We start from the raw sequence: 22,840 nt of genomic DNA, 5'->3' as shown, positions 1-22,840 counted from the left end.
ACAGCCATATCAACCACCGACAATGGGCTGCAAGATATCAATTTTATCTGCGGCTTTGACTTCGGTATCCGCCCAGCGATCACGCGGTACAAAGGTTTGATTCACCGCAATCACCAGCATATCGTTGGGATCAAATCCCCATTCCTGCATGGCTTGCTCAAGCACTTGCGCGGGAGCGATGGTTGCGCGCTCACCATTAACACTGACTTCTAACATATCGACTGAATTACCTCATCCACCAACGCAGGCGCAAACAAGTAGCCATGCCGGAATAATCCATTAACCCGGATCAACTGCTGCTCTCGCACAATGCGCGGCAAATTATCATTAAACGCCGGACGCAATCCGGCTTGCAAAGATTCGATTCGGGCCTCTGAAAACCCGCTGTGCAAACTGTATAAGGCAGACAGCAACTCCAAGGCGGAACGCACCGTCACTGCGCCGCTATCATCACTTTCGATCTGTGTTGCACCGATGACGTAATGGTGGTTCGGACGTGGCGCGATATACAGCGGATAGCGTGGATGCATCAGGCGGATGGCGTGGCTTAGATTTACCTCGGGAGCACGGACACGTAGCACTTCACCACGCACTGATCGCAGATTTGAAAGATCGGCTTTACTGTCATTCCCCCGACAATCAAATACGTAATCAAAGTGTGATTTGCAGGCAGCGAGATAACCGTTTTGTGCGCTGAGTGTATTACTCTTAACGCGACCAATACTACTTTTATCGCTCACACCGCGAATGTCACCTTCCGGAAAATTCTCACATTCCAAACCTTCCAGCCAAGTGATCTCAGGCGCCTCATCAAACCATTTATTCAGCGCAGTATAGAGCGAGGCATTATCAATCACGCCCTCTTCCGGAAAGTATAAAGCCTGACGAAAAGCACCTGATAACTCTGGCTCAGTCTGCTGCACATCCAAAGCCGTCAAATATCGCATCGCACCAGCGGGTGCATCCAACTCAGCTTTATGCTTGAAGCGTTGCCAATCTGCCAAATCAGCATGATGTGCGACCACCAGTGTGCCTTGCTGATTAAAGCGGATTATTTCACCAGTATCCGCTTCCAGTTCCGGCAACCATTTGCGCCATAAATCCCACGACACCACACCGAGTTCCCGCGTTGCCGGATCAGTCGTCACCGCCTCGGTATAAGGTGCGACCATCGCCGCTGCGACCAGCCCCGTCCCAACAAAATCCCGCGACTGCCGATCACACAAAGTGACCGACACATCGACACCGAGATTCCGGCAGTGACTCACCAAGCGCCAGGCCAACAGACGTCCTGCCAGCCCTGCGCCAACAATCGCTAGCTTCATGCGTTTGGTGTGCTCTGCTCGTCTGGTGCGCGATAAATCACGCTGCCTTGCTTCACAAATTCAATGGATTTTTCTTCCATGGCTTTTTGAATCTGTACGCCTTGCACAACTTGCTCTTCACCCGTGCCAAACTCGTCACGAATTTCCTGAGTGATTTTCATGGAGCAGAACTTTGGCCCGCACATAGAGCAGAAGTGTGCCACTTTAGCTGACTCTTTTGGCAAGGTCGCATCGTGATAAGCACGCGCTGTATCAGGGTCTAAACCGATATTGAATTGATCCACCCAGCGGAATTCAAAACGCGCTTTTGACATCGCGTCATCACGTGCCTGTGCTGAAGGGTGGCCTTTGGCTAGATCCGCTGCATGTGCTGCGATTTTGTAGGTGATAATGCCAGTTTTCACATCATCACGATTCGGTAAACCCAAGTGTTCTTTTGGCGTCACATAACAAAGCATCGCCGTGCCGTACCAACCAATTTGTGCCGCGCCAATGCCTGAGGTGATGTGGTCATAACCCGGTGCGATATCCGTTACCAGTGGGCCAAGCGTGTAGAACGGCGCACCGTGACATAGGCGTTCTTGCTCTTCCATATTCTCCTTGATCTTGTGCATCGGCACGTGCCCCGGCCCTTCGATCATCACCTGAACATCATGCTCCCAAGCCATTTTCGTCAGCTCGCCCAAGGTTGCCAGCTCAGAGAACTGCGCCTCGTCGTTCGCATCGGCAATACAACCCGGACGCAAACCATCACCCAGCGAAAAGCTAATGTCATAGGCTTTCATGATCTGGCAGATCTCATCAAAATGCGTGTACAGGAAGTTTTCTTTGTGATGCGCCAGACACCATTTCGCCATAATCGACCCGCCGCGCGACACGATACCGGTCAAGCGATTCGCCGTCATTGGCACATAGCGCAGTAACACACCGGCATGTAGTGTAAAGTAACTCACCCCCTGCTCGGCTTGCTCGATCAAGGTGTCACGCACCAACTCCCATGTCAGATCTTCAGCCACGCCATTGACCTTTTCCAGCGCCTGATAAATCGGCACGGTTCCAATAGGTACGGGTGAATTACGCAGAATCCATTCGCGGGTTTCATGGATGTTTTTACCGGTTGATAAATCCATCACGGTATCGCCGCCCCAGCGCGTTGACCACACCATTTTTTCCACCTCTTCTTCGATGGATGAGGTGACGGCCGAGTTGCCGATATTGGCATTGATTTTCACCAGAAAGTTGTGACCAATAATCATTGGCTCAAGCTCTGGATGATTGATATTGGCAGGAATGACCGCACGACCCGCGGCCACTTCATCACGCACAAACTCTGCGGTGATTTCAGCCGGCATGCCCATGGAATTTCGTTGCGCGATTTCCGTTTGTGAGAGTTTAGCCAAGCCCATATTTTCACGGATGGCGATAAACTCCATTTCCGGCGTGATAATGCCCTGACGTGCATAGTGCATCTGAGATACATTGGCGCCAACTTTGGCAACTCGTGGTAATGGTTTATTGCTGAAAATCGGCAGGTCAGATTTAGCCTCTAACTGCTCACGGGTGAAGGTTGAGCTGAATTGTTTGAGTGGTTGCGTATCGTCCCGCGCATCAATCCATGCCTGACGATGGCGCGCTAAACCTTGCTGCAAATCAATGTCTGCCGTTGGGTCGGTATAAGGGCCGGAGGTATCGTAAATGCGTAGGGGTGGGTTTTCTTCGTATTCTGCCGTATCGCCTGAGCCACGTAACAGCGTTGGACTGAGCACCACTTCGCGCATCGGTACCTGCACAGTTCCGGCTTCATTGCTGACATAAATACGGCGCGAACCGGGTAAAGGGGTACGGGTAATTTCGTTAACAACAGTGGATTGCTGTATCTCGAGGGGTGTAACTGAACTCATTTTCCGACTCTCCGACAATCAATAAGGGGATTACTATTGTCGGAGCGAAAAACATGCGCGACGCACCAGAAATTTATTCCAGTGTGATGGTGGCATGGCAGTCGTCTGCCTTGTTTCCTACGACGGTACGAACCGTATCAGGTGCAACGGGTATGAATCTCAGCCCTTCACGAAAACGTGAGGGCACCCCGACAAGTATTATTTAAAATAGCAGAGAATTTTTAAGCTGGCTAGTGATATTAAACCACTATTATATATACAAAACGTATGGTTCGTCCCGTTGTTGCAAGAACATTTTTCGATGACGGGAGTGGGTCTGCGCTAATGTATTCGGAGTCCTTGTTGGGACGCCTTTGCATTCCCGCTCCACGATGAGTTCCGCGCCGGATTAACCGGAGCGCCTGTCTTATCAGGCTTAGATAAAATGGCACGCGCATCATAGTCCTTACATTCTCCCTACTACTATTGATGAGGCATTTTATTTCATCAATTTCGCCATAAGAGAAATTTTTAAGCCACTACAACTTAAATACTTAAATTAAATCTATAATGATTAAAATGAAAGAATCCGACCTATACCTCCCTCTAAAACACTACCTCGAAGGCCAAGGCTATGAGGTAAAAGGTGAAGTCCACCACTGCGATGTAGTCGCTGTTCGCGCCGATGAATCCCCTGTTGTTGTCGAACTTAAACTGTCTTTTAATCTCAGCATATTGCTACAAGTCGTCGAGCGCTTATCCCTGACTCCTACTGTTTATATCGGCATTCCGCTGGACACTACTATTTTGCGTACTCGCCGCAAACACGTCTTGAAGCTGGTCAAAATGTTGGGGCTCGGTTTGATAGTAATCGACCCAAAAGCGGGCAGTGTAAATACATTATTAGATCCGCAGGAATACAAACCCCGTGTAGTGAAGCGCAAGCAACAGCGATTACTGGGTGAGTTCAGCGCACGCGTCGGTGACCCGAACACCGGTGGCCAAGCCATGAAAAAGGGTCTCATGACCGCCTACCGGCAGAAAGCATTAAATATCGGTGACTACTTATTACAACATGGTGCCAGCCAACCCAAAGTAATCGCTGCAGCGATTGCAGAGCCAAAATCACGTGATATTTTGTACCGCAACGTTTATGGCTGGTTTGAAAGTGTGTCCCGGGGTGTTTACGACGTCTCTCCCAGAGGCAAAGAGGAGATCCCTGTCTGGCTGGAACAGCGACACAAACCTGCTAAGCTTGATGGCACCACCTGATAAGATCGCATTAAACCCCAAACCATCATTCTCCATCATTCTCTTCCTGCACCGACAACAATCGCTGCTAGTAAATTCTGGTCAACTTCCGCCCACACCGCTCCCGCCTTGCTTCGTGCTCTCTACTTTATTCCCTCTTGTTACCACTTTTCTTATTTACGTCACTGTTTTGACACGTTGATAAGTGACACTGTGACAGATAAACGCGTCGTTAGCTGACACTTAGCCATTATGTGCTAACACAACACCATCACTAAAAAACATGAATAATCATATTAATTAATAACTTACATTATTTTAAGAAAAGTTGGCACGGCATCTGCAACCTACTAATCAACAACAAAACAAAAATAACAACATAATAATAAAATTTACCAGCAAGCCCCCGAGAAGATCGATCTACCAATAATAAAAATAAGATCATCGACAATCTCAACCCCGAGCGCTCTTAGTTTCCCCCGACTAAGGGCGCATTTTTTTGCCTGGTCAAACATAAATCCCTATCATCCCCTCATACTATCGGCAGAAGACCTTCTGACTGAATAATTGACGTGTGGAATAAATGGAATGAAGGAATCTGACCTATACCTGCCATTAAAGCAGTATCTGGAAGGCCAGGGTTATACGGTTAAAGGCGAAGTCCAACACTGTGACGTGGTTGCCGTGCGCAGCGATGAATTGCCTGTAGTCGTTGAACTGAAGCTTTCATTTAATCTCAGCATATTGCTACAGGTGGTCGAGCGACTGTCACTTACCCCAACGGTTTATATCGGTATTCCTCTGGACACCACGATTCTCCGCACTCGCCGCAAGCACGTTATGAAACTCCTGAAAATGCTGGGATTGGGACTGATCGTTATCGATCCAAAAGTAGGTAGCGTCGACACGCTGTTAGACCCGCAGGAATACAAACCTCGTGTGGTGAAGCGCAAACAGCAGCGTTTACTAGGTGAATTTTCTGCGCGCGTCGGTGACCCTAATACAGGTGGGCAAGCCATGCGCAAAGGCTTAATGACAGCGTATCGGCAAAAGGTATTGAATATTGGAGATTATCTTATGCAGCACGGAGCCAGCAAACCCATGGTGATTGCAGCAGCACTGACTGAGCCAAAAGCCCGGGATATTTTATACCGTAATGTATACGGCTGGTTTGAAAAAGTATCACGAGGCGTTTACGAACTCTCACCCAGAGGCAAAGAAGAAATTCCCAATTGGTTAGTGCAGCGACACACCACGACAGACGTTAGCCCAGATCAATAATAGAATCAGAACGTTGTAGATTGAATTCCGGATAATCATTCACTACCTCTGGTCATGGATTTATAGACCAACGGTCTTGCTCGAGGTTTCTGTTTGCCGACAAGAGACTAGGATGGAGTTGGCTCTCGCCCCCTACTACATCAATATCATAAGAAACGGGGCTGGCCTAAATTCAACTACAAGGATGTATTATCATGGTAAAACCAGTACCGAAAACTCTCCTTTCTTTGGCATCTATTATCTTGGTTACACCCGCAATGGCAGATTGGCCTATCGCTGTGGTGGATGAGTTTGTTACGCACCAAAGCTACGGTATAACTCGTCTTGATTTGCTTAAGAACGATATTGGAAGCAACTTAAAAATAGTTTCTGTTAACGAATGGTCAGAAAATGGAGCCCGAGTTTCTCTGAGGGAAACAGCTGTTAACAACCGCAGTTATGCATATGGCAATATTTCATATAACCCTGCAGCTGACTTTGTTGGCAGTGATGGCTTTTGGTATGTGATCGAGGACGATCAAGGCCGGAAGAATGCAGCAAGGGTTGCTGTCGAAGTAAAGCCTGCGAGCTTACCTCTACCGACTTCCCTACAAGATTTTATTGATATCCCGAAAGATACACCAACCAGAATAAACCCACTGGCACATGACTTGTTTACCAACATGACTCCCCGTATCTCGGAGACATTTCGTGGCAAGATTGTTGACTATAATTTTTCTTCTGCAAACGGCGGAAAAATAGAGAAGGTAGAGGTTTACCCTGAGGACTATTTGCAAATTGGTGGCTTACAAAATGGCCAGTTTCTTGTGGAAAATACCTTTAAATACCAACTGAAATACACACCTCCTGCCGGATTCGTGGGAACCGATAGCTTTACCTATGCAGTACAAGACTCCCGAGATGGGAATGATGAAGTCGTCAATGACACTGTAAGTTGGACTAAAGTGACGCTGAATGTTGCTAGTAGCTCTTCTAAGGGACCTTGGCCTGCTGCGTCACCCGATGAAACCGTGGCTACCATCAGTCCATTCAATTTCGAAAACACGCTCGATGTATTAAAGAATGACATAGGCAAAGACTTGATAATCAAACTTCCTAGCGCTTATTCTGAAAAAGGCGCCAGACTAAAAATTCTTCCTAACCACCCGAATAGGCCCACTATTTTGTATAGCGGTGGCCCAGTAGGCCAAGTGGATAGAGTGTGGTACGTGATTGAAGATACCTATGGCCGACAAAACTATAGTTACATCGATGTAACCGTAGAATTTCAGTCTTAATGCATCACTAGCTTCATGAGGTGTTCTTACCTCATCGCTCAAATAACTCAACAACCACCTGCATTAGCTAGTGGTTGTTAGTTTGCCTTGATTATTAACCGACAAGAGTTGGTTGATATATGACATAGCAGCAAATCGTTACGTCACTTGCTGACATATTGTCAATATACCCTCCCCATCAGCACCTCCAAAAAAACCATAATTCACAACATATTCAATAACTTAGGGTTAAACCGAAAAGTTGGCACGTCATCTGCCTATTACTTTTCAACAACAACAGAATAAAAATAACAACATAACAATAAAATTTACCAGCAAGCCCCCGAGAGGATCGATCTACTAATAATAAAAATAAGATCATCGACAACATCAACCCCGAGCGCCCTTTGTTTACCCCGACATAGGGCGCATTTTTTTGCCTGTTATTTTCTTAGAGCCTCCAAATATTAGTAAAATCATCCACTTAGTGGACGATTTTACACTCTTGAATGGATGAATTTAATAATTTAAACTGGCGATATGCATATTCGACATATCACATCATTCATCAAAGAAGCGCTCAGCGATACCCCTGTCGTATTGCTTAATGGACCAAGACAAGCAGGTAAAAGCACCTTAGCTCAAACACTTGATGAAGCCATTCCGCGCCGATATTTAACACTGGATGACCAAGTTACTCTGTCCGCAGCAACCAGTGACCCTGATGGCTTTATCGCAGGTTTAACTGGCCCCGTCATATTGGACGAAGTACAGCGTGCGCCTGATTTATTTCTTGCCATCAAAGCTTCTGTAGATCGCGATAGACAAGCTGGGCGTTTCCTTCTGACTGGCTCAGCCAATGTTATGTTATTACCCAACATCTCAGAGTCCTTAGCAGGTCGTATGGAAGTATTATCGCTGTTGCCCTTATCCTGCGCTGAAATAAATGACTCACCACAAACAAACCTGGCTGACTGGTTGTTTGATGGAGACATAAACGCTCTAAACGTGCTCCCTTGTGACAGAGCTGAGTTGGTTGAAAAGCTAATTTCTGGCGGCTACCCAGAGGCCATCGAACGTAAAACGCCACGCCGTCGAACAGGTTGGTTTGATAACTACTTACAGGCAATTTTATACCGAGACGTCCGGGAGTTAGCACAGATAGAGCAACTGACAGAACTACCAAACTTACTCAGCTTAATCGCACACCGCAGTGGTAATTTGCTCAATCATGCTGAGTTATCAAGAACCAGCGACATAACTCAAACGACATTGAAGCGCTATTTCACATTACTAGAGACATTGTTTTTGGTTTATCGGCTACCAGCTTGGTCACGTAATGCAACGAAGCGACTCGTTAAAGCGCCCAAGGTATTTATCCCCGACTCTGGTCTGATGGCTAATTTAGCAGGCTGGTCAGAAGATCGTTTATCACCAGGCACAGGCTTACATGGTGGACTAGTTGAAACTTTTGTACTCAGTGAGCTATTGAAGCACTTAGCCTTTTCAGAAAAGAGCCTGACTTTGTGGCACTACCGTACCCAAAATAATATCGAAGTTGATTTTATACTTGAAAACCGAGCAGGTGAGCTTACGGGGATTGAGGTTAAAGCGAGTAGCACGGTTGATGGGAAAGACTTTAAGGGCTTGAAGCATTTGCAGGAGACGGAAGCTAAGGCCTTTAAAAGAGGCATCGTGCTTTACAGTGGGCGCGAAATTATTCCGTTCGGGGAAAAGCTGTTTGCCGTACCTTTGTCTATGTGGTGGGCTATAGAAAAATGACCTGAAACAAAAAAGCTCCTAATCTGATTAAAGACTGAGGAGCTTTTTCGGTTTATCTGACATTGGCTAAGTTCAAACTATCGATACACCGAGTCGAACCTAGCCTCTCACAGAATAACTTTTGCCAGCTAATTTACTTATCAAAAATCAACTGATCTTCCAGCACGTGAACTTTGATTTCATCACCACTCATAAAGGCACCTGACAAAATCTTATTGGCCAGCGGATTCTCAATTTCCTGCTGAATCGCACGCTTCAATGGCCGCGCACCGTACACCGGATCAAAGCCTGCTTCCGCAATCAGATCCATCGCTTCATCAGAGAAGCTAATCGTCATATCGCGTTCGCCCAAGCGCTTAACCAAGGTACTCAACTGAATCTCAGCAATCAAACGAATCTCAGCTTTATTCAGCGGATGGAATACAACAGCATCGTCAACACGGTTGATGAATTCAGGACGGAAATGCTGTCCCAAAATTTCCATTACCGCCGTTTTCATAGCGTCGTAATTCTCTTCGCCATTCAGCGTTTGAATCACATCCGAACCAAGGTTCGAGGTCATGATAATCACCGAGTTTGTGAAATCAACCGTGCGTCCCTGACCGTCAGTCAAACGTCCATCATCCAATACCTGAAGCAGGATATTGAACACATCAGGATGCGCTTTTTCCACCTCATCCAGCAAAATCACTGAGTAAGGCTTACGGCGAACCGCTTCGGTCAAATAACCACCTTCTTCATAACCCACGTATCCCGGAGGCGCACCGACAAGGCGTGACACCGCGTGCTTTTCCATAAACTCTGACATATCGATACGCACCATCGCGTCGTCATCGTCGAATAAGAAATCCGCCAGCGCTTTGGATAACTCCGTCTTACCCACACCGGTTGGGCCGAGGAACATAAACGAGCCCATCGGACGATTCGGGTCAGACAAACCAGCGCGCGAACGACGGATCGCATTGGACACCGACTGAATCGCTTCCTGCTGACCAATCACGCGCTTCTTCAGCAGTTCTTCCATCTGCATCAGCTTGTCGCGCTCGCCTTCCATCATTTTGGACACCGGAATACCCGTCCATGCAGACACGACATCAGCGATTTCATTTTCCGTGACTTTATTACGCAGCAGCTGATTTGGCTCGCCGCTTTCTTCGGCTTGTGAGGCATCTTCTAGCTGCTTCTCAAGTTCCGGAATACGTCCATATTGCAGCTCAGACATACGCTGTAGGTCACCGGCACGACGTGCAGTTTCCATCTCGATACGAATCTGATCCAGCTCTTCTTTGATGTGCTGAGTGCCTTGAACCGCAGCTTTCTCCGCATTCCAGATTTCTTCCAGATCCGAATACTCACGCTCCAGCTGTTCAATCTGCTCTTCTAAATCAGCCAGACGTTTTTTAGACGCATCATCATCTTCGTTCTTCAAAGACTCACGTTCGATTTTCAGTTTGATGGTGCGACGATCCAGCTTGTCCATTGACTCCGGCTTGGAATCGATCTCCAAACGAATGCGTGAAGCCGCCTCATCCACCAAGTCGATAGCCTTATCCGGCAGCTGACGATCCGTAATATAACGGTGCGATAAGGTTGCCGCCGCGACAATCGCTGGGTCCGTAATATCCACCCCGTGATGCACTTCGTAACGCTCTTTTAGTCCACGCAAAATCGCGACGGTGTCTTCAACCGAAGGCTCATCCACCTGAATTTTCTGGAAACGACGCTCCAGCGCAGCATCTTTCTCAATGAACTGGCGATACTCATCCAAAGTGGTCGCGCCGATACAATGCAACTCACCACGCGCCAGCGCAGGCTTCAGCATATTACCGGCATCCATCGCGCCTTCAGCCGCTCCCGCACCCACCAAAGTGTGCAATTCATCAATAAACAGAATCACATTGCCATTGGTTTTAGCCAAGTCATTCAGCACTGCTTTTAGGCGCTCTTCAAAGTCACCACGGAACTTTGCACCGGCTAATAATGACGCCAAGTCCAGTGATAACAGGCGCTTGCCCTTCACACCCTCCGGCACTTCACCATTCACAATGCGCTGCGCCAAACCTTCAGCAATCGCTGTTTTACCAACACCCGGCTCACCGATAATGACCGGATTATTCTTAGTACGACGCTGCAAAATCTGCACCGCACGACGAATCTCCGCATCACGCCCGATAATTGGGTCAATCTTTCCCTGCTCGGCGCGTTCGGTTAAATCGGTAGTGTATTTATCCAAAGCTTCGCGCTGATCTTCCGCATTGGGATCGTCCACATTCTGACCACCACGAATATCATCAATCGCTTTTTCCAAGATTTCCTTGGTGCCGCCATTGGCTTTGAGGACTTGCCCCAGTTTTCCTTTATCTTCTGACGCCGCCAGAATAAAAATCTCGCTAGAAATATATTGATCATCACGCTTTTGCGCGAGCTTATCGGTGATGTTTAATAAGCGATTCAAATCACTTGAAACATGCACGTCACCTGCATCGCCACCTGTGACAACCGGTAAATTATCGACTTGCTCGCCCAATTGTGAGCGCAGTGCATTAATGTTCACACCGGCTTTGCCGAGTAAACCACGCGCCGAACCGCCTTCCTGATCGAGCAATGCGACCATGACGTGTACCGGCTCCATGTGCTGATGATCATGGCGCAATGCGAGCGATTGCGCATCTTGTAATGCCAGCTGAAACTTGCTGGTTAGTTTGTCCATTCTCATAAGGATGTACCCTAATAAATTTCTGATATACCCTAACTATGTGGGGAAATCTGAGCAATTCAATTGATTAAAATCAAGCTTTGCTGAGAGATCATCGATAAAGAATGCAGACCAGATGCGCAATTGAAGCAAACGATCATCCACCCGGCGCAATTCGTGACGCAGTGAGCCACGAATTGGAAAAGCACGATAAATCAATCAGCTATACTGGAATCTGACTGATTACAACTCTCTCAGTATCGTCTTTCTGAACAACAAAGCACCGGCATAGCGCGCCCCAGGCTCTGTTAAATGCCAACCGTCATAAGAGATCAATTTACGATTATTGGTAAACACCTGACACTGCTTATCTGAACCATTGCACAAGACTTTTTGCTGATCGATAAAGCGCGCCCGTGTACCTGTGAGTCCGTTTTTTAAGGTCGCATTCACGGTACGAATATGGCGAGGCACATCGTTGTTTTGCTCCAGCAATTTTTCCGGTGACATGCGTAAATATTTCCGGATGCTAATCTTGCCGAAGTTTTTATTCCCCAACACAATCACCCGTTGGTTTGCCCGCAGCTTCATATACTTCAAAGTATGCGGCAAGGCCTGAGCCGCTTTTGGTTTCCAGCGTGCAGCGAAAATGATGACATCAGCGTTTTTTATCTGATCTGCCGCCAATCTCAGATTATCAACACGGGCTTCCTGAGCACAAAGCGACCGGTCTTTGGGCGCGATCACATTGTGATCAAACGTTGGCTAGCAACTATACGGGATGTAGCGCAAGCTAACTTGGTAATTATTGAGACTGCCTGTTTCGACAATGCCGTTGTAGAAATCACAAGCCTGACTATCACCAATGATCAACACCTTGCGTTTGGGCGCTTTGAGGTCGAAAGGTTGTTTGGTAATCGCCTTGCAGTGGCGAAATGTATACTCGCCGCTGTAGTTGGGATTGGAGTAGTTAATTAATTCCTGGCGCAGCCCACCAGCATTAGCAGTCCCTACCGAGGTCAGGAGCACTATACTTGCCAGAGCAGGCCCGGATACACGTGCTATGAATCCATTCATTGTCACATCCGTTATTTTATGATTAAAGTGATTTCGTAGCATAGCAGGTACGATGGATAATTAGTGTATTAGCAATAAGCATCTACCTGAGGCCAGACCAACTGCCTCACTTTGTCCGGAGCTTAGTTTGGTTTGCAATACAAAGAAATGGTTATGAATTTAGAACCGACACTCACCTCCGTAAATGGAACCCAACTCGAATATGTGGACACGGGAGAAGGCGCACCTATCATTTTCGTCCACGGTCATCTGTCAGACTATAGAACTTGGGTTGAATTATTTGATCTTTTTTCCGATAGCTTTCGATGTATCGCATACACACAAAGATACTTTGAGCCGAACCTTGCTAATGCAGACAATATAATAATGAGCGTGGACGAACACATTGAGGATCTTTGCCAATTTATCGAAACACTCGATTGTGAAGCCGTTTTTTAACCTAACTCACTCTGCTACTCCTCTCACACGAGAGCGTATAGCAAAGATGAAAACTCCCGCATTATTGGGTGGTGGGGAGCTGTCACTACCGTTTTACGCCATGGGATCAGATGCGCTAGCAAAGTATTTGCCAAACGGTTTTGGTGTAACAATGAAAAATGTGGGTCATGGTGGAATTGCTTTAAAACCAGAAGAGTTTGTTAAGAAAGCAGAGTCATTCATAAAACTTACCAAACAAGGCAACTGATTTAAGCAAATAAGCGCCTTCCGACACCGCTAACTTCTATCGCATCTACGACTGAATTAGCAGGAGGCGAAGCGTTTTGATTAAATCAGTTGCCGCCGCCCTCAAGAGGAACTATGAAACGACTCCACAGGATAAAAAAACACGTAAAGCAGTATCCCGGCTCCTATATCTTCGGTTTATTCGTTCTCACTTTCGGGACTTATATCGCGCTCCCTGAACCGCCCGATCTAGTCGTTTATCAAATATCGCCGCCACACAGATTCAACAACATAAACCGACTCACTCCCCCGCAGCTCGGCAATCCACTCCATGACAGCGCATACGCCTGTGCTTTTATGCAGCAGCAAAAACCAACGTATGATTGCTCATCAAACATACCTGATAATATTCGCTATGGGCTTGATAAACACAAGGATACTCAAGAGTTATTGTTGACCGATAAAACGCTCGAAGAGTGCATCGCCTCCGCTTGCAATATTTGGTTAATACAAACGACACAGCAGAAAATTGATACGTTCATGGAGGCAAAAGAGCAGCAGGTTGGCGACAGTGAGAAGCCACCGGTTGATGCCGTGATTATTGGGTCATGGGAAAATATTATACCTCCTGTTAAGGTCATGCTTACCATAACAGGTGACTGGAGAGATTTGCTGTTGACTGATATAGATGGCGGTGAAATAAGGTGGCCAGACAATGACATTAGTCAATAAAATCAGGCACCAGCTGAGACTTAACATCCCGCTCGGCATCTACGTGTTGCTTATCGCTGCAGCATTCCTGTTGCCCGCATCACTCATCATTTCTGTGCTGATATTTCTAGTCCTTTCCTATTTTCTGGCAAACGTTCTCTGGCGTCGCTATCTGAAAAAGCGCGGCGAATTAGGCGACTCAAGCACTGGTTTGCTTTTGCTTGTAATCGCCTGGCTGATGGCTGCCTATATCTATTTCGATGAATCTACGCCCGAACCACCTCAAATTGCTTTGTACGAAACCACAGACCCCGAATACTTTAGCAGTACAGATCCGCACCCTGCCCCAGAAGCAACAAAAGAAAGTGACGAAGCCAAGGCCGCAACAAGAGGCCTTCGCAGAGGTCGGTTTAGCAGTATCACAGGGAAGCTCGCTGATAAAGTGGAGAGTCTTCATGATTCAGGATTGGCGTGTGCTTTTCTAAAGCAGCATAAGCAAATTGAGCAGTGTTCATCAGATGTGCTTCAGGAAAGCCTGCGTGTGGAGGTTGATAATAACTCGGCAACGATTGAGTTATTGGTTTCTGAAAAGGAGCCGGTTAAGTGCATTGAAGCCACCTGCCAAGTTTGGTTAATTCAAACGACACAGCAGAAAATTAATCAGTTCACGGATATCCGGCTTGAGAACGAAGAGCTGGGAAAAGCTCCACCAGTTGCTGATGCGTCGCTGATTACTCAGTGGGATGATGTGATTACTCCCGTGATTGTGTTGAATGCTTCATCGAATGGCTGGCGTCATGTGCGGGTGAGTGATCAGCTTGGGAATATTTCGGTTTGGTATGGGCCTGCTTTGTAATGCCCCATCAAACCTATTGCTTGATATTCACACCCTCATAAAGCTCAGCTACTGACAACTCAAGCTCTAACGAACCTAGGCTGATCGTCGCATCTGGTTCGCGGTATTCATGTAACAGCCACTCATCCTTATTCTGTCGGCTATAATGCTCGATATAAACAGACTCAGAATCAACTAACAGAAAGTCTTGTAAGCTTGTAATTGAGCGGTAGTGCCAGAACTTATCACCGCGATCATAGTTTCTAGTCGAGGGAGATAGTACCTCGATGATAACGGAGGGATTATTTAGGGTTCTGTCCTTATCCGTTAATTCTGGCTCACCACAAAACACCGAAATATCGGGATAAGTATCAAGGCCAGAAGGTGTGTGAACTCGCATATCACTATTCATTGGCTCACAAGGTTTGCCACGAAGTTGGTTTTGTAATGATGTGGCAATATTCAAGCTTATTTTGGCATGGCTGAACGTACCACCAGACATAGCGAATATTTCACCCTTGTAGAACTCATGCTTCAATTCCGAAGCATGGTCGTACTCAAGGTATTCTTCTCTACCAATATCTGACTTTATCGCTTGCATGGTTATTTCCTTTGGTTTTAACCATCATAAACCAGAACTAAATTTCCTGCCACGCAAGACCTATGACGAAACAATGCACCGATGGCGATATCAAGTGGCCAAATAATTCTATTTAACCACGGTTCTCCACTTGCCACTCCTGCAGCCCAATGACACCATCAGAGCACCCTAAAAAAAGGAGATCACAATGCCCTATTCAGCAGCTGAAGACCGTTACGAACAAGGTCAATACCGTTATACCGGAAATAGCGGCCTGCAACTTCCCTTAATCTCACTCGGCCTCTGGCACAACTTTGGTGGTGTAGACTCACTGGAAAACCAACGCGCCATGTTGCGTCGTGCCTTTGATCTTGGTGTCACTCACTTTGACCTCGCCAATAACTACGGCCCACCTCCGGGATCATCCGAGGAAAACTTTGGCCGTCTGATGAGAGAAGACTTTCTGCCCTACCGTGATGAGCTAATCATCTCCAGCAAAGCAGGTTACAGAATGTGGCCTGGCCCTTACGGTGAGCGCGGTTCCCGCAAATATCTACTCGCTAGCCTCGACCAAAGCCTGAAAAGAATGGGACTAGATTACGTCGATATTTTCTATTCACATCGCTATGACCCGCACACTCCACTGGAAGAAACCATGGGCGCATTAGACACCGCAGTCCGCTCAGGTAAAGCGCTGTATGTTGGCATCTCATCCTATCCACCGGAACAAACCAAAGAAGCCGCTCGCATTTTGAAAGAACTTGGTACGCCTTGCCTGATCCACCAACCATCCTACTCCATGTTTAACCGCTGGATTGAAGATGGACTGACCAAAGTACTGGAAGAAGAAGGCATAGGCTGCATCGCTTTTTCACCACTGGCTCAGGGCTTATTAACCAATAAATACCTCAATGGAGTGCCTGAGAAATCACGTGCTGTCACGGCGGGTAGCTTCCTTGATGAATTCCTCAGCGACGATAAATTGGTACATGTCAGAGCCTTAAATGACATCGCTCAACAGCGTGGACAAACGCTGGCGCAGATGGCTATCGCTTGGGTATTACGTGATGAACGCATTACCTCAGCACTGATCGGCGCCAGTAGCGTTAAGCAATTGGAGGATAGTTTGGCAGCAACAAAACAGTTATCATTTAGTGACGCTGAATTAACCACTATTGATAAGCATGCACAAGATATGGGTATCAATATCTGGGCGGTTCGCTAAGCGCTAATCGCTATTCCACCGTACATCCAAACCTGCCCGTGGCCAATGTTAGCTTCGGGCATTTTTTTTGAGACATCTCATGCTAACCAACTTATTATTCGCGCTCGAAGTCACTGCTCCTACCTTTTTGGTGATTTGTATCGGCATCTACCTCAAACGTACGGGCATCATCAATAACGAGTTTGCGGATATCGGTTCTGAGCTGGTATTCAAAGTCACCTTGCCCTGCATGTTGTTTGTCAAATTAGTGCAAGTCAGTTTTGAAAGTATCCCTCTGACCTTGGTGGCCTGCGGCCTGATAGGGACAACTTTAAGCTATTTGATACTCGAATATTTAATTGCGCCTCGCTTGGATAAAGCTGACCGGGGTGCATTTGTACAAGGCTCATTTCGCAGCAATATGGGGATCGTTGGTATCGCCTTTTGCTTGAATGCCTACGGTGACTCGATAATCGCTACCGTGTCTATCTATCTGGCCTTTGTAACGATTCTCTTCAACGTGTTGTCACTCATGACGCTAACGAAACATGGCCTGAAAGACACTGATAAACTGACCTTTGCCTCAACGCTAAATCGCATCGTGCGTAACCCATTGATTGTTGCGATTGTACTGGCAGTCATTTTGTCTTTATTGCATATAAAAATCCCAAAACCATTACTGGATACCATGGGCTATCTGGGTGCAATGAGTATGCCGCTGGCGCTCTTATGCGGTGGTGCCGCCATTCGCTGGCGTGACTTCAGGGTCTCTGCCAATCTTTACTGGGCGACCTTTGCCAAGCTAATTGCAGTACCTGTCTTTATAACACTCGGGGGAATTCTGGTTGGTTTACGTGGTGAAATGTTAGGTGTGCTTTACCTCATGTGCGCCGCACCAACCGCTGGAGCGAGCTATCCCATGCTAAGGGCAGTCGGTGGTAATCATTATCTGGCCGCTGCAATTATTGCCAGTACCTCGTTGGCATCGGTGGTTGCAATTACATTGGGTTTATTCCTCCTTAGAGCCTTTGGATTGATCTGATTTACACACAGCTTTCCTTGATTTTTTATGGCCCAAAACAGAACCATTTCGCTTAACCTTGCGACACACTGCAAACAATTGAGGACATATTATTATGGGCTATAAAATACACGCATATCTTCTTGCAGCCGTCATGCTGTTCACGGCGGGCTGTTCATCCAACCCTGCATCACTGGATCGCGCAGCACTTAAACAAAACAAAATCGCCGCTATAGACTTACGCTCATCACAAAAGCTAGGCTTTGAACCGAGTAACCGAGGCTCAACCACTGGTGGTGCATTCGGATTAGCTGGCAGTTTAATTGGTGCGGGTGTGGATGCGGCAGTCAATGCCAACCGTGCCAAAGTACTAGGCCCTGTGCTGGCATCCATGGGAAACTACGATGTACGGGAAGTCTTTGCTAAGAAGCTAAAAGCGATGCGTGGAGACAGTTTTGCACCTGCGATTACCGTTCACGCAACCACTGAGCCAAAAGAGAGTGCAACCAATGTGCTAAACGTTGTCTCGTCTTACGCCATTCAGCCAAACCACCAGTCGGTTAAAGTATCGGCAACTACCGCGATTAAGCCAACCAAAGAATCGGCTGTCTATAAACGTGGCTTTTCTGCGATATCCAACATTGACATGGGGAATTTGGGCGACAAGAAAATCAACGCAACGCAATACCTTATTGCAAACCCTTCCAAGCTGAAAGTAGCCATCGAAAGTGCTATGGATAAGGTTGTCATGCAAATCGCTCACGATATCAATTCAGGCAAAACAGACAAGACTTACTAAGTAATATTCAGCGCCTCTGTTTTGTATGAGAGGCGCTTTTCCCCTCAACTGAGCCATCATTTCATCTCACTTTTGTCGCCCTCTCTTATCTACTCAATAAAAAAAACTATCGTATTAACCGAGCATAAACCGCGATTCCTCACTAAAATTAAGGCACAATACTCACTTAAACGTGCCAATAGCATCCCCCTTGGCTATTGCTCACCATAATCAGTGTCTGCAAATTAAAGTAAACCCATTTTAGTTTGCTGGTAAAAATAAAGGCTGTTGAGGTTACTTATGCCAACTTACAGACTCTCAAGTGTTAGTGATCGCTACCAAAATTCGGCGAATCCCCCGGTGCTCGACAAAGTCGTATTCACACTCGACCATATTCATGCCGGAAGTCAAAGTATTTCCAGCACCTATGAAGTAGTCAAATATTTGGTGGATCATGGTATTCCTGTGGTGGTTTTCTTTCAGGCCACCAGCCCGAGTCATGACTATGAGTTTGATCGTGACAACGCCCGTTTAATCTATAACCTCGCGCCGCATTTAGTCACACTCGGAGTGCATCCTTTACCAAAAGGTAATACTCAGGCAGACCAGACAAGAGTGTTCAATGTGCTCAGCGGCATCATTCAAACGGTGACAGGGAAAAAGCCTCAGGTGCTGTCTTACCACGGCAGTGGTGCAGGCCCGATGCCGGGCATCAGCTTTCCGGGAATTAAGTACGCCAGAGGGATTGGCAGTAGCTGGACACCGGGTACGGGTAACCGCTTAGACACGCCGGTTATGCCATTAAATTCAGTTCAGCGTGCATTTGACTATACGACCGAGAGAAATGCGGCGGGCTTAACCTCGACGCTGTTTCTACACACCAGTGAACTTGCACCCGGCACGACGAAAAAGAAAATTTTTGATACCTTTGTGACAGAAGTAAAGGCTCAACGCTTGCAGGCATTGCCTTACTTCGATGCAATGGCTGAGGACTTTAATGACGCCCCATCCAACGGTGGCAGCGGTGGCGGTACCGGCACGGGTGGAAGCGGGCCAGGTGGAAGTGGCTCTGGTGGCTCCGGAACCGGTGGCAGCACACCACCAACAACGCCTACCACTGAAACCGGTAGCTTACGCCTGTCTGCGTCGGAGTCACCTAGCAGACGTCCGCTTAAAGCTAACTTCAAGGTTCAGAAAATCACTGGCCAGCTGGTTGACTCAGCGAATAATCTGACCACTAAGCAATTTATTATTCCGGTTGGCAAATACCGGGTAAGTGCAACAGCGCTTGGTAAAACGGAAACTAAAGAACTGGAGCTTACCAGAGCCAAAGGGCTGCATCATATCTTTATGATTTCGGCAGCGTCTGGCGGTTCAGGAAGTACACCGACGACGCCGTCAACACCGCCGCCTTCAGTGACTGGCGCACAGGGAAGCCTGCGTTTGTCAGCGTCTGAGAAGCAGACCCGTCGTCCAATCAAAGCCGACTTCCTGATTCAGGATTTATCCGGCAAGTTGATTCAAAGCGCGACCAGCACCACCAGTCAGTTATTCCGTTTACCGCCTGCCAGCTATCAGGTGAGTGCAATAGTGGGTGGTGAAAGTGTAAGTAATGAGATAACACTGACAGCAACTCAGGGAATTCACCATATATTCCTGGTGCCGACTGCTGGCTCGTCTCCCTCGACACCAAGCCCTACACCGACGCCAACACCTAGCACTGCCGGCATGGGAAGTCTGCGTTTATCAGCCTCCGATAAAATTACGCGACGCCCACTGTCTGCTGACTTCCTGATACAGGATATGAGCGGTAAGTTGGTGGATACCTCTGCTGACACTACGACTTCGCTGTTCCGCATTCCTGCCGGACAGTATCAGGTGAAAGCGCACTCTGGTGGTAAGTCAGTGACAGCGACGATTAACCTGACGCGTACTCAAGGGATTCATCATATCTTTTTGATTCCGTCTTAAGCGGCTAGCGCCAGCCTAGCCCTATTGGCATTGGCATTGGCACGATAGTTAATCATGACTATTGTGCCAATTGTTTTGGCTAGTACAGAAAACCAAATAGCCACAGCGGGATTTTTTGTTGTGCGCCGATTTCAATGTTATCGGCAACAACCCATGCATTTTCCAGATCTTTAATTTGTCGCATCGACTTCGACCTGCCTCCAACCTCAAAAACGTAACGCTCATCCACCATAAAATCACCGCCCTTAGGGTAATTGAGCATGTGCTGATAACTCAGCATAGACGCAAAAAAGGTCTCTCTGCGTGTTCCCGCTTTTGACTCCCCACAAAAAACTGAAAACAAATTTGTGTTATCCAGATACAGTTTTTCAGGCTTGGAAATAATACTAATTCCGCTCGATTTAGCTCCAAGTACGCGCAACAAACCAGCAGCCTGCAGTAAGCCCAGATACTTGTATAACGTCTTCTGATTTAGCTCAACTGCACCGCAAAGCTTAGAAATATTAAGATCAAACGGTTCACTCTGGCAAAGCATGACCATGAGCTTTTTCAGTGCATTCACCTTGTCAAAATCAATGGGATAAAGTGCAGGTATATCAGTCTCAATCACTTGCATTGATGCACTAAGCAAGCGTGACAGATAGGTATCGCCAGCCTCTTTATAGAAAGGATAAGCACCGTGCTCAAGGTAGGAAGGGAAATGAGCCAGTGGCTTGATCTCACTAACGACATCAATCGCTTTTTGTGGGTGATCCTTAATAACGTCCTCAAGTGAAATCACATCAAATTGCTGACCGGTTTCCAGCTCTAGGTATTCTCTGAATGACAAAACGGGCAAGTGATAAATTGCCGCACGACGACTGAGATCAGCTCTGGCATGGTTAATCGCGGCTGCAGATGAGCCAGTGAAAATTATTTTTAGATTAAAGAAACTGTCATAGATGAGTTTAAGATCCGTTTCAAAGTTAGACGATTTATGAATCTCATCAATGATCAATACCTCCCCACCAATTTGCTGAAACGCATTGGCGATTTCAAATAGACCATGCTGTCCTACTAAGGGATGATCCGAGATAATATACAGGGACTTTGTTGCAGCATTCAGAGACTTTAAATACTGAAGCAACAATGTAGTTTTACCAGCACCACGCGCTCCCATTACTCCAATGAGGCGCTGCGTAAAATTGATTTTCGAGAAAAGGAATCGCTGATATTCCGGCACTGGCTGCGATTGAATTTGTGCGGAGAGCTGTAATAGTGGGGTTAACATTTTTGTACTCAGATATAGATTAAACTCTAATTTTTTAGTATTGTAATACAAAAAATAGAGAACTTCCTTATAAACCCAGTACAAGATTTATTAATGGGAATTCAGATATCACCACCACCACCCTGTCTCACGACAAGAAAAAACTAGTTAACCAAAATAACTTACGTCAACAAATTCCTCGGCTTACCCGCCACAAACGCCTCAATATTCCCAATCAATTGATCCACCAGTGTTTGCATACCGCCCACACTTGCCCAAGCCACATGTGGGGTCAGCAAGACATTCGGCAGACCCGCCACCTGCATCATCGGTGAATCAATCGGTGCAGGCTCAACCTCAGTCACATCAATTCCCGCTCCGGCAATCTGGCCTTGCTTGAGTGCTTGCGCTAAGGCTTCTTCATCCACCAAACCACCACGCCCGGTATTGATCACCAATGCGGACTCTTTCATACCCGCTAAGAAATCAGCATCAATGATATTCTGTGTTTCCCGCGTAAGCGGACAGTGCAAAGTCAGAATATCCGCCTCATCACGCATTTGCTCCAGCGATACCAACTGCCCATGATCAGGCGCAGTTCGGATGTGTTGATTCAGATACATCACCTTCATGCCAAACGCCAAGCCGATGCGGCCGACAGACTGCCCCAAAGCACCTGCACCAATAATGCCAAGGTTAGACCCTGCTAAATCACGAATGGGACGATTGAAAAAGCAGAATTGACCTGTGCGCACCCACTCACCATCCAGCACTTGCTCGCGGTATTCAATAAGGTTGCGTCTTAGCGCCAGAATGAGTGAAAACGTGTGTTCCGGCACGGTATTCACCGCATAACCCCGTATATTGCAAACGGCAACACCCTGCGATTTACAGGCTTCTAAGTCCACGATGTTGTAACCTGTCGCTGCCACGGCGATAATTTTTAGCTGAGGCAATTGCTTAAGCATATCAGGCGTAATCGCGACTTTATTACTGATACAAATAGTCGCATCAGATAAACGGGACACGACCTCTTCGGCCGCAGTGCGGTCATATTCCTGCCACTCGTGAGCAAAGTCAGGCCGACCGACAGTAACACCGGGACCGATGGTTGATGCATCCAGAAAGACGATTTTTTCAGACATGGCGGCCTCTTTGATAGGTTGATGAGTCATGGATTGAAACGCAAGTTTATACACGGATTAATAACGGATCACAGCACTCGACTGTAGGCTGATTAATGTGAGTATTGATAACTGGTTCGTCAGTAAAATGTATCAC

The 22,840-nt window shown here is 47.0% G+C and carries 20 protein-coding genes and 1 riboswitch; of the genes, 11 read left to right on the top strand and 9 right to left on the bottom strand.

The window, feature by feature from the left end:
* Window positions 1-9 precede the first annotated feature (9 nt).
* The 3 genes from thiS to thiC are packed head-to-tail and all read right to left on the bottom strand — an operon-like array spanning window position 10 to window position 3,226.
* Window positions 10-216, bottom strand: coding sequence for a sulfur carrier protein ThiS (gene thiS, locus DKW60_RS08920; RefSeq protein WP_109837311.1), 207 nt, complete (start codon window positions 214-216; stop codon window positions 10-12).
* The gene (locus DKW60_RS08915) at window positions 210-1,325 is read right to left on the bottom strand and encodes an FAD-dependent oxidoreductase (protein ID WP_109837310.1); all 1,116 of its coding nucleotides are present in this window, start codon (window positions 1,323-1,325) and stop codon (window positions 210-212) included. The genes thiS and DKW60_RS08915 overlap by 7 nt, the downstream gene beginning before the upstream one ends.
* Window positions 1,322-3,226, bottom strand: coding sequence for a phosphomethylpyrimidine synthase ThiC (thiC, locus tag DKW60_RS08910; protein ID WP_109837309.1), 1,905 nt, complete (start codon window positions 3,224-3,226; stop codon window positions 1,322-1,324). The genes DKW60_RS08915 and thiC overlap by 4 nt, the downstream gene beginning before the upstream one ends.
* A gap of 97 nt (window positions 3,227-3,323) precedes the next feature.
* A riboswitch (TPP riboswitch) is annotated at window positions 3,324-3,427 on the bottom strand.
* Window positions 3,428-3,784: 357 nt separating this feature from the next.
* Between thiC and DKW60_RS08905 the strand changes: the two genes are divergently transcribed.
* The 4 genes from DKW60_RS08905 (at window position 3,785) to DKW60_RS08890 (ending at window position 8,775) form a co-directional block, all read left to right on the top strand.
* Window positions 3,785-4,477 carry a DUF2161 domain-containing phosphodiesterase gene (locus DKW60_RS08905; protein ID WP_181389633.1) on the top strand — a complete coding sequence of 231 codons (693 nt, stop codon included), beginning with the start codon at window positions 3,785-3,787 and terminating at the stop codon, window positions 4,475-4,477.
* 567 nt (window positions 4,478-5,044) lie between these two features.
* Window positions 5,045-5,737 carry a DUF2161 family putative PD-(D/E)XK-type phosphodiesterase gene (locus DKW60_RS08900; protein ID WP_109837307.1) on the top strand — a complete coding sequence of 231 codons (693 nt, stop codon included), beginning with the start codon at window positions 5,045-5,047 and terminating at the stop codon, window positions 5,735-5,737.
* Between the two features lie 194 nt (window positions 5,738-5,931).
* Complete coding sequence (locus DKW60_RS08895; RefSeq protein WP_109837306.1) at window positions 5,932-7,014, top strand: Ig-like domain-containing protein; 1,083 nt, start codon at window positions 5,932-5,934, stop codon at window positions 7,012-7,014.
* A gap of 519 nt (window positions 7,015-7,533) precedes the next feature.
* Window positions 7,534-8,775 carry an ATP-binding protein gene (locus tag DKW60_RS08890; RefSeq protein WP_109837305.1) on the top strand — a complete coding sequence of 414 codons (1,242 nt, stop codon included), beginning with the start codon at window positions 7,534-7,536 and terminating at the stop codon, window positions 8,773-8,775.
* Window positions 8,776-8,908: 133 nt separating this feature from the next.
* Here DKW60_RS08890 and clpB read toward each other — a convergent pair whose 3' ends face one another.
* The 3 genes from clpB to DKW60_RS08875 form a co-directional block, all read right to left on the bottom strand.
* The gene (gene clpB, locus DKW60_RS08885; RefSeq protein WP_109837304.1) at window positions 8,909-11,491 is read right to left on the bottom strand and encodes an ATP-dependent chaperone ClpB; all 2,583 of its coding nucleotides are present in this window, start codon (window positions 11,489-11,491) and stop codon (window positions 8,909-8,911) included.
* 222 nt (window positions 11,492-11,713) lie between these two features.
* Window positions 11,714-12,217, bottom strand: a complete 504-nt coding sequence (locus DKW60_RS08880; protein WP_109837303.1) for an SGNH hydrolase domain-containing protein — start codon at window positions 12,215-12,217, stop codon at window positions 11,714-11,716.
* An 18-nt stretch (window positions 12,218-12,235) separates the two neighbouring features.
* Window positions 12,236-12,547: a hypothetical protein gene (locus tag DKW60_RS08875; RefSeq protein WP_109837302.1), complete on the bottom strand. Its 312-nt coding sequence runs from the start codon at window positions 12,545-12,547 to the stop codon at window positions 12,236-12,238.
* Between the two features lie 484 nt (window positions 12,548-13,031).
* Here DKW60_RS08875 and DKW60_RS08865 point away from each other — a divergent pair, with 484 nt between their 5' ends.
* The 3 genes from DKW60_RS08865 (at window position 13,032) to DKW60_RS08855 (ending at window position 14,777) form a co-directional block, all read left to right on the top strand.
* Entirely contained in the window at window positions 13,032-13,232 is a 201-nt protein-coding gene (locus tag DKW60_RS08865; RefSeq protein ID WP_109837300.1) for a hypothetical protein, read from the top strand.
* A 335-nt stretch (window positions 13,233-13,567) separates the two neighbouring features.
* Window positions 13,568-13,942 carry a hypothetical protein gene (locus DKW60_RS24000; RefSeq protein ID WP_146203457.1) on the top strand — a complete coding sequence of 125 codons (375 nt, stop codon included), beginning with the start codon at window positions 13,568-13,570 and terminating at the stop codon, window positions 13,940-13,942.
* On the top strand, window positions 13,926-14,777 hold the full coding sequence (locus DKW60_RS08855; protein WP_109837298.1) for an NfeD family protein: 852 nt from the start codon (window positions 13,926-13,928) through the stop codon (window positions 14,775-14,777). The genes DKW60_RS24000 and DKW60_RS08855 overlap by 17 nt, the downstream gene beginning before the upstream one ends.
* 13 nt (window positions 14,778-14,790) lie before the next feature.
* Here the strand turns inward: DKW60_RS08855 and DKW60_RS08850 are convergent, their stop codons facing one another.
* On the bottom strand, window positions 14,791-15,357 hold the full coding sequence (locus tag DKW60_RS08850) for a Uma2 family endonuclease (RefSeq protein ID WP_109837297.1): 567 nt from the start codon (window positions 15,355-15,357) through the stop codon (window positions 14,791-14,793).
* Window positions 15,358-15,544: 187 nt separating this feature from the next.
* Here DKW60_RS08850 and mgrA point away from each other — a divergent pair, with 187 nt between their 5' ends.
* The 4 genes from mgrA (at window position 15,545) to DKW60_RS08830 (ending at window position 20,310) form a co-directional block, all read left to right on the top strand.
* Window positions 15,545-16,561 (top strand): L-glyceraldehyde 3-phosphate reductase, encoded by a 1,017-nt coding sequence (gene mgrA, locus DKW60_RS08845; protein WP_109837296.1) that lies wholly within the window; start codon window positions 15,545-15,547, stop codon window positions 16,559-16,561.
* A gap of 79 nt (window positions 16,562-16,640) precedes the next feature.
* Entirely contained in the window at window positions 16,641-17,582 is a 942-nt protein-coding gene (locus tag DKW60_RS08840; protein WP_109837295.1) for an AEC family transporter, read from the top strand.
* 94 nt (window positions 17,583-17,676) lie between these two features.
* Window positions 17,677-18,360, top strand: coding sequence for a hypothetical protein (locus DKW60_RS08835; RefSeq protein WP_109837294.1), 684 nt, complete (start codon window positions 17,677-17,679; stop codon window positions 18,358-18,360).
* A gap of 279 nt (window positions 18,361-18,639) precedes the next feature.
* A complete protein-coding gene (locus tag DKW60_RS08830; protein WP_109837293.1) occupies window positions 18,640-20,310 on the top strand; it encodes a hypothetical protein in 1,671 nt (556 codons plus the stop codon).
* A gap of 79 nt (window positions 20,311-20,389) precedes the next feature.
* On the opposite strand, the gene DKW60_RS08825 is transcribed toward DKW60_RS08830, so the two are convergent.
* Together DKW60_RS08825 and DKW60_RS08820 are read right to left on the bottom strand one after the other, a co-directional pair.
* Complete coding sequence (locus DKW60_RS08825) at window positions 20,390-21,580, bottom strand: AAA family ATPase (protein WP_109837292.1); 1,191 nt, start codon at window positions 21,578-21,580, stop codon at window positions 20,390-20,392.
* A 161-nt stretch (window positions 21,581-21,741) separates the two neighbouring features.
* Window positions 21,742-22,704 carry a D-2-hydroxyacid dehydrogenase gene (locus DKW60_RS08820; RefSeq protein ID WP_109837291.1) on the bottom strand — a complete coding sequence of 321 codons (963 nt, stop codon included), beginning with the start codon at window positions 22,702-22,704 and terminating at the stop codon, window positions 21,742-21,744.
* Between the last annotated feature and the right edge of the window lie 136 nt (window positions 22,705-22,840).

The organism is Leucothrix pacifica (assembly GCF_003172875.1).
In the GTDB taxonomy this organism is placed as follows: Bacteria; Pseudomonadota; Gammaproteobacteria; order Thiotrichales; family Thiotrichaceae; genus Leucothrix; species Leucothrix pacifica.
This window is presented reverse-complemented; position numbering and strand designations above follow the sequence as displayed.